Raw genomic sequence first — 6,645 nt, forward strand, 5'->3', positions numbered from 1 at the left:
TTTACCCTGCGATGACTCATGGCCGATTCTGCTTTTTTCTGCACGCTTTCTCATGAAGGTGTTCTCGCGGTCCGCGGCGCGGACGCCAGCAAATTCCTGCAAGGCCAACTGACCTGCAATCTCAACTACCTGAGCGATTCCCGGGCCAGCCTCGGTGCGCGCTGCACGCAAAAAGGCCGGATGCAATCGAGTTTCCGCATCCTGCTCGAAGGTGACGGCGTGGTCCTGGCCATGGCCACCGAATTGCTCGAACCGCAACTGGCGGACCTGAAAAAATACGCGGTGTTCTCCAAATCGAAACTGACCGACGAAAGTGCCGCCTGGGTGCGCTTGGGCGTTGACCATGGCGATGCTGCACTGGCCAGCCTCGGTCTGGACCTGCCGGCAGAAACCGACAGCGTCGTGCGCGGCGATGGACTGATCGCCATCCGTGTCTCGCCGGAACGCGCCGAGTTGTGGGTCGCCGCCGGTCAAGCCGATGCGGTCAAAGGCAAGCTGTCGGCCGTGCTGAGCGAAGGCGACCTGAACCAGTGGCTGCTGGGTCAGGTCCGCGCAGGGATCGGTCAGGTCATGCCCGGCACCCGCGAGTTGTTCATCCCGCAGATGCTCAACCTGCAAGCGGTCGGCGGCGTGAGTTTCAAGAAAGGCTGCTACACCGGGCAGGAAATCGTTGCGCGGATGCAGTACCTGGGCAAACTCAAGCGCCGCCTGTATCGCCTGCAACTGGCTGCCAGCGAGCTGCCTGAACCGGGTATCGCGCTGTTTTCCCCGACCCACGGCAGTTCCATCGGCGAAGTGGTGCTGGCTGCCCGCGCCGGGCAGAACATCGAACTCCTGGCGGTGTTGCAAGCCGAAGCAGCAGAGAGTGGAGACATCCACCTGGGCGCGCTCGAAGGACCGTCCCTGCAACTGCTCGACCTGCCTTATGAACTGGACCGCGATCGCGAAATCCAGCAATAACGGCAGCACTTGGCGCGACACCTAGAGAGACTAAATGAGCGAGCTGGCGGAAAAGGTCCAAAAGGATTTGGTTGAGGCCATCAATAACGATGACCTGGTTCTGCCAACGTTACCGGAAGTGGCCCTGCAAATTCGCAGGGCTGCAGAAAACCCGGAAATCAGCATCAGCACCCTGAGCAAAGTGATCGGCCGCGATGCCGCGTTGTCGGCGCGCCTGATCAAGGTGGTCAATAGCCCGTTGCTGCGCGCGACCCAGGAAGTCACCGATTTGCACACGGCGATCACCCGCCTGGGCATCAACTACAGCAGCAATCTGGCGATCGGCCTGGTCATGGAGCAGATTTTCCATGCCCGGTCCGACGTGGTGGAACAGAAGATGCGCGATGTCTGGCGTAAAAGCCTGGAAATCGCCGGTGTCAGCTATGCGTTGTGCCGCAGCTACACCCAGCTCAAGCCCGATCAGGCGGCCCTTGGGGGGCTGGTGCATCAGATCGGCGTGCTGCCGATCCTGACCTACGCCGAAGATCACTATGAGCTGCTGTCCGACCCGGTCAGCCTCAACCATGTAATCGACCAGATTCATCCGCTGATCGGCGAAAAACTGCTCAGGGTCTGGGAATTTCCCGACATGCTGGTGCAAGTGCCGCGGCTATACCTGAACTTCAAACGCCAGTCTGCGCAGGTCGACTATGTGGATCTGGTGCAGGTGGCCAGCCTGTATTGCTTCCAGGACACCGATCATCCGCTTGCCCGTACCGATGCGCTGAATGTGCCTGCCTACAGGGTGCTCGGAATCGACTTCGACGACGCGGCGATGTGCGCCGATCTGGAAGAAACTCGCACGATGTTTTACTGATCAAAGACCGCGTCGCCCCCTTCGCGAGCAAGCCCGCTCCCACAGGGATTTGTGGTGCTGCATAGATCCAGTGTGGGAGCGGGCTTGCTCGCGAAGAGGTCCGAACAGGCGCTGCATCACTCCCCCGCAATAAAACTCACCCGCACCTTCAACCCTGCGTGCTCTCCATCGTGCAGGCTGATCTGTGCCAGGTGCGCACGACAGATCTCGCCGACAATCGCCAACCCCAATCCGGAACCGGCCACTTGCTGATTGCGTCGGTAAAAGCGCTCGAATACCCGATCGCGCTCTTCAAGAGGGATGCCGGGGCCATCATCTTCGACTTCCAGCACGGCGGGCGCCGAGACGCGCAGAATCACGTTGCCACCGGGCGGCGTGTGAGCCAGGGCGTTATCCACCAGATTGCTCAGCAGTTCGTTCAGTAGCGTCGGCTCGCCCCGCAACCAGACGGATTCATCCGCTTCCAGCGCCAGCGCAATGCCGCGCTTGTGGGCCAACGGCGCCATGGCCATGCCCAGCTCCCGAGCCAACTGACTCAGGTCGAGTAACTGCGCGCCGCCTTCGGCAATCGCCCGGGCGCCATTTTCGACCCGTGCCAGGGACAGCAACTGATTGGCCAGATGGGTCAAGCGATCGGTGCCCTGGGCAGCGGTTTCCAGCGTGCTGCGCCAGGTATCGGGCTCAGCCGAGCGCATGCCCAGCTCCAGTCGCGCCTTGAGCGCTGCCAATGGCGTGCGCAGTTCATGGGCGGCATCGGCAATGAATTGCGCCTGTTTCTCGAACTGGCCGCGCAAGCGCTCGGTAAAGTGATTGAGTGCGCGCACCAGCGGCCACAATTCGCGCTGCACTTCCACCAACGGTAAAGGACGCAGATCGTCCGGCTGGCGCTCTTCCACCGCCGTGCGCAAGCGCTCCAGCGGGCGCAACGCGGCACTCACCGCAAACCACACCAGCATCAACGCACCGATTGCCAGCATGCCCAGGCGTAGCAACGTATCCGCCGCCAGGCTGCGGGCCATGCTGACGCGCGCTTCATCGGTTTCCGCCACGCGGATTTCCGCCATGCCATTCATGTTCGGGTCGCTCACGGGCTTGAGCAGGCTCACCACGCGTACGTTCTGCCCGCGGTACTGGGCGTTGTAGAAACGCGCCAGCGCTGGATAGTCATCGGTGCGCGGCGTTCCCGGCGGTGGCGCGGGCAGGTTTTCGTAACCGGAAATCAGCTTCTGATTGATGTCGTTGACCAGGTAGAAAATTCGCCCGGCACTGTCGTAGGCAAACGTATCGAGGGCCACGTAGGGCACGTCGGCACTCAGGCTGCCGTCGCGCTGGGAGACACCGGCGGCGATGGTCCGCGCCGAGGCCAGCAAGGTCCGGTCATAGGCCGTGTCGGCGGCTTCGCGACCGTACCAGTAGGCGCTCAACCCGCTGGCCAGCATCAAAACCACCAGCAACAGCGCGAGGTTCCACAGCAACCGCCAGCGCAGGCTGCTGGGCTTATGCATCGCGGCTTTCCAGCAAGTAACCGAGGCCCCGGAACGTCACGATGGCGACCGGCTGGCCATCGAGTTTCTTGCGCAGGCGGTGCACATAGATTTCGATCGCATCGGGGCTGGCCTCCTCATCGAGACCAAACACTTGCGACGCCAATTGCTCCTTGCTCATCACCCGACCGGGGCGTGCGATCAGGGCTTCGAGTACGGCTTGCTCGCGGGAAGTCAGGGTCAGCAATTCTTCGCCGAGGGTGAAGCGCCGGGTTTCCAGGTCATAGGCCAGCACACCGCAACGCTGAATGCGTTCACCGCCCAGCACACTGCGGCGCAACAGGGCTTTGACCCGGGCTTCGAGTTCGGTCAGTTCGAACGGCTTGGCCAGGTAATCGTCGGCGCCAAGGTTGAGGCCGTGGACCCGATCCTTGACGTCGCTGCGCGCGGTCAGCATCAACACCGGCAGATTCTTGCCCCGTGCCCGCAGGCGCGCCAGCACTTCGAAGCCGTCCATGCGCGGCAAGCCGACGTCGAGGATCGCCATGGCGTATTCCTCACTGCCCAGCGCCAGGTCGGCCGCCACGCCATCGTGCAGGACGTCCACGGTCAGCCCGGTGCCCTTGAGCGCCTGGGCGACACTTTCGGCGAGCTGCAGATGGTCTTCGACGAGCAGGACACGCATGGATCTTTACCTCATTCAGGGATGGTCGACGCCATTCTCTGGCGCGGAGTTTACAGCCGCAACCGCCGCTGTGAAGCCCGAAAACCGTGAAAGTCAGCTGAAAGCTTAGCGAAAGGTTAGCCCGTTACAGTCCAGCCACGGACAGTTTCGACTGCCGTCGCTGCGGCCATACAGCGATACGAAAAACGCCTCGAAGCGTTTTCGACAAATAAGAACAATAAACGGAGTAAGTCATCCATGCAGTCCTTGCAGACCCAGGCTATCGCGCCTGCCCGCCTCTCCCGTTTCAGCCACACTGCGCTTGCCAGCGCTGCCGCCCTTGCCGGTTTTTCACCTTTGAGCCACGCCGCATTCTTCGAAGACAGCTCGGCCACTTTCGAAACCCGCAACATGTACTTCAATCGCGATTTTCGCGACGGTACCAGTGCCCAGCAATCCAAGCGTGACGAGTGGGCCCAGGGGTTCATGCTCAATCTGAAATCAGGCTACACCGACGGCACCGTGGGGTTCGGTGTCGATGCGCTGGGCATGCTGGGGGTCAAGCTCGATTCGAGCCCGGACCGCACCGGTACCGGGCTGCTGCCAACCCATGACGACGGGCGCGCGGCTGACGAATATTCCAAGCTCGGCCTGACCGGCAAAGTGAAAATCTCCGCCAGCGAGCTGAAAATCGGCAGCCTGATCCCGGAGCTGCCGATCCTCAAGCCCAACGACGGGCGCATCCTGCCGCAGACCTTTGAAGGCGGCATGCTGACCTCCAAAGAGATCAAGAACCTGACCTTCACCGGCGGGCGCCTGGACAAGGCCAAGGATCGCGACAGCACCGACTTCGAGGACGTTGCCCTCAACAACAAGAACAGCCGCTTCGCCGGAACGGTGGCCGGCGAACACTTCGACTTTGGCGGCGTGGACTACAAGTTCACCGACAAGATCACCGGCAGCTACCACTTCGCGCAACTCGATGAAGTCTACAACCAGCACTATCTCGGGCTGGTTGCCTCGCAGCCGTTCGGCCCCGGCACCTTCGCCAGCGACCTGCGGTTTGCCATCAGTGATGACCAGGGCGAGGCCCGTGGCGGCAAGATCGACAACAAGTCCCTCAACGGTCTGGTGAGCTACGCCCTGAGCGGGCACAAGTTCAGCGCGGGCTACCAGCACATGTCCGGCGACAGCGCGTTCCCGTATGTGGATGGCACCGACCCGTATCTGGTGAACTTCGTGCAGATCAACGACTTTGCCGGTGCCGAAGAGCGCTCCTGGCAAGCGCGTTATGACTTCGACTTCGTCACCCTCGGCGTCCCGGGTCTGAGCTTCATGAGCCGTTACGTGAGCGGTGACAACATCAAGCTCAAGAACGGTGACGAAGGCAAGGAATGGGAACGCAACAGCGAGATCAAATATGTAGTACAAAGCGGCGCGCTCAAGGATGTCGCCGTGCGTCTGCGCAATGCCACCTACCGTTCCAACTACTCCGCTCGCGATGCCGATGAAGTGCGTCTGCTGGTGAGCTATAGCGTTGCCCTTTGGTAATTCAGTACGTCCATAACAACAACTCCCAAGGAGACTTGAATGAACCTGTCAATGCGTAAAATCGCTCTCGCCGCCAGCGTCCTGCTGTTCACCGGCCAGGCGCTCGCCGAACCCAAACGCCCGGAATGCATCGCCCCGGCCTCGCCCGGCGGTGGCTTCGACCTGACCTGCAAACTGGCGCAAAGCGCGCTGATCAACGAAAAACTGCTGACCAAACCGATGCGCGTGACCTACATGCCCGGCGGTGTCGGTGCGGTGGCGTATAACGCGGTGGTTGCCCAGCGTCCGGCCGATGCTGGCACCCTGGTGGCCTGGTCCAGCGGCTCGCTGTTGAACCTGGCCCAAGGCAAGTTCGGCCGTTTCGATGAAAGCAACGTGCGCTGGCTGGCCGCCGTTGGCACCAGCTATGGCGCCATCGCGGTCAAGAGCGACTCGCCCTACAAGACCCTCGACGATCTGGTCAAGGCACTGAAGAAAGATCCGAGCAAAGTGGTGATCGGTTCCGGCGGCACCGTCGGCAGCCAGGACTGGATGCAAACCGCGCTGATCGCCAAGGCCGCGGGAATCAACCCGCGCGACCTGCGCTACGTGGCCCTCGAAGGCGGCGGTGAAATTGCCACCGCCCTGCTCGGCGGTCACATCCAGGTCGGCAGCACCGACATCTCCGACTCCATGCCGCACATCCTCAGCGGTGACATGCGCTTGCTGGCGGTGTTCTCCGACAAACGTCTGGACGAGCCGGAAATGAAAGACATCCCGACGGCCCGCGAGCAAGGCTACGACATCGTCTGGCCGGTGGTGCGCGGTTTCTACCTCGGGCCAAAGGTCAGCGATGAAGACTACGCCTGGTGGAAAGCTGCCTTCGACAAACTGCTGGCCTCTGAAGACTTCGCCAAGCTGCGCGATCAGCGCGAGCTCTTTCCGTTCGCCATGACCGGCCCGGAACTGGACACCTACGTGAAGAAGCAGGTCGCGGACTACAAAGTGCTGGCCAAAGAGTTCGGCCTGATCCAGTGATCGTCTCTGTCTAGCGGCTGGGGCGGCCCCCGCCGGGGGGGGCGCCCCCCCCGGTTGGCGGAGGGTTTAAAACAAAATTTTTTTTTTTGTTGGTTTGGGGGGGGGGGGGCGGG

Annotated in this window: 6 protein-coding genes; 4 read left to right on the forward strand and 2 right to left on the reverse strand. The window is 61.7% G+C overall.

Translation table 11 applies throughout. The annotated features are described in order from the left end of the window. Positions 1 to 18 precede the first annotated feature (18 nt). The gene (locus tag ACCD00_RS09585; protein ID WP_413423918.1) at positions 19 to 960 is read left to right on the forward strand and encodes a YgfZ/GcvT domain-containing protein; all 942 of its coding nucleotides are present in this window, start codon (positions 19 to 21) and stop codon (positions 958 to 960) included. A 34-nt stretch (positions 961 to 994) separates the two neighbouring features. Then, positions 995 to 1,816 carry an HDOD domain-containing protein gene (locus ACCD00_RS09590; RefSeq protein ID WP_413423920.1) on the forward strand — a complete coding sequence of 274 codons (822 nt, stop codon included), beginning with the start codon at positions 995 to 997 and terminating at the stop codon, positions 1,814 to 1,816. Positions 1,817 to 1,932: 116 nt separating this feature from the next. Here the strand turns inward: ACCD00_RS09590 and ACCD00_RS09595 are convergent, their stop codons facing one another. Both ACCD00_RS09595 and ACCD00_RS09600 read right to left on the reverse strand, forming a co-directional pair. After that, positions 1,933 to 3,321: a sensor histidine kinase gene (locus ACCD00_RS09595; protein ID WP_413423922.1), complete on the reverse strand. Its 1,389-nt coding sequence runs from the start codon at positions 3,319 to 3,321 to the stop codon at positions 1,933 to 1,935. Then, positions 3,314 to 3,985, reverse strand: a complete 672-nt coding sequence (locus tag ACCD00_RS09600) for a response regulator (RefSeq protein ID WP_057400723.1) — start codon at positions 3,983 to 3,985, stop codon at positions 3,314 to 3,316. The genes ACCD00_RS09595 and ACCD00_RS09600 overlap by 8 nt, the downstream gene beginning before the upstream one ends. A gap of 237 nt (positions 3,986 to 4,222) precedes the next feature. Between ACCD00_RS09600 and ACCD00_RS09605 the strand changes: the two genes are divergently transcribed. Together ACCD00_RS09605 and ACCD00_RS09610 are read left to right on the forward strand one after the other, a co-directional pair. Then, entirely contained in the window at positions 4,223 to 5,515 is a 1,293-nt protein-coding gene (locus ACCD00_RS09605) for an OprD family porin (protein ID WP_413423924.1), read from the forward strand. Positions 5,516 to 5,554: 39 nt separating this feature from the next. After that, positions 5,555 to 6,532, forward strand: coding sequence for a Bug family tripartite tricarboxylate transporter substrate binding protein (locus ACCD00_RS09610; RefSeq protein WP_085715411.1), 978 nt, complete (start codon positions 5,555 to 5,557; stop codon positions 6,530 to 6,532). Positions 6,533 to 6,645 lie beyond the last annotated feature (113 nt).

This window comes from Pseudomonas sp. Pseusp3, from assembly GCF_047304225.1.
Taxonomy (GTDB): Bacteria; Pseudomonadota; Gammaproteobacteria; order Pseudomonadales; family Pseudomonadaceae; genus Aquipseudomonas; species Aquipseudomonas fluorescens_CD.

Coding starts and splice junctions, on each gene's coding strand:
- ACCD00_RS09590 (WP_413423920.1), top strand. CDS start 995: ATGAGCGAGCTGGCGGAAAAGGTCCAAAAGGATTTGGTTGAGGCCATC.
- ACCD00_RS09585 (WP_413423918.1), top strand. CDS start 19: ATGGCCGATTCTGCTTTTTTCTGCACGCTTTCTCATGAAGGTGTTCTC.
- ACCD00_RS09600 (WP_057400723.1), bottom strand. CDS start 3,985: ATGCGTGTCCTGCTCGTCGAAGACCATCTGCAGCTCGCCGAAAGTGTC.
- ACCD00_RS09595 (WP_413423922.1), bottom strand. CDS start 3,321: ATGCATAAGCCCAGCAGCCTGCGCTGGCGGTTGCTGTGGAACCTCGCG.
- ACCD00_RS09610 (WP_085715411.1), top strand. CDS start 5,555: ATGAACCTGTCAATGCGTAAAATCGCTCTCGCCGCCAGCGTCCTGCTG.
- ACCD00_RS09605 (WP_413423924.1), top strand. CDS start 4,223: ATGCAGTCCTTGCAGACCCAGGCTATCGCGCCTGCCCGCCTCTCCCGT.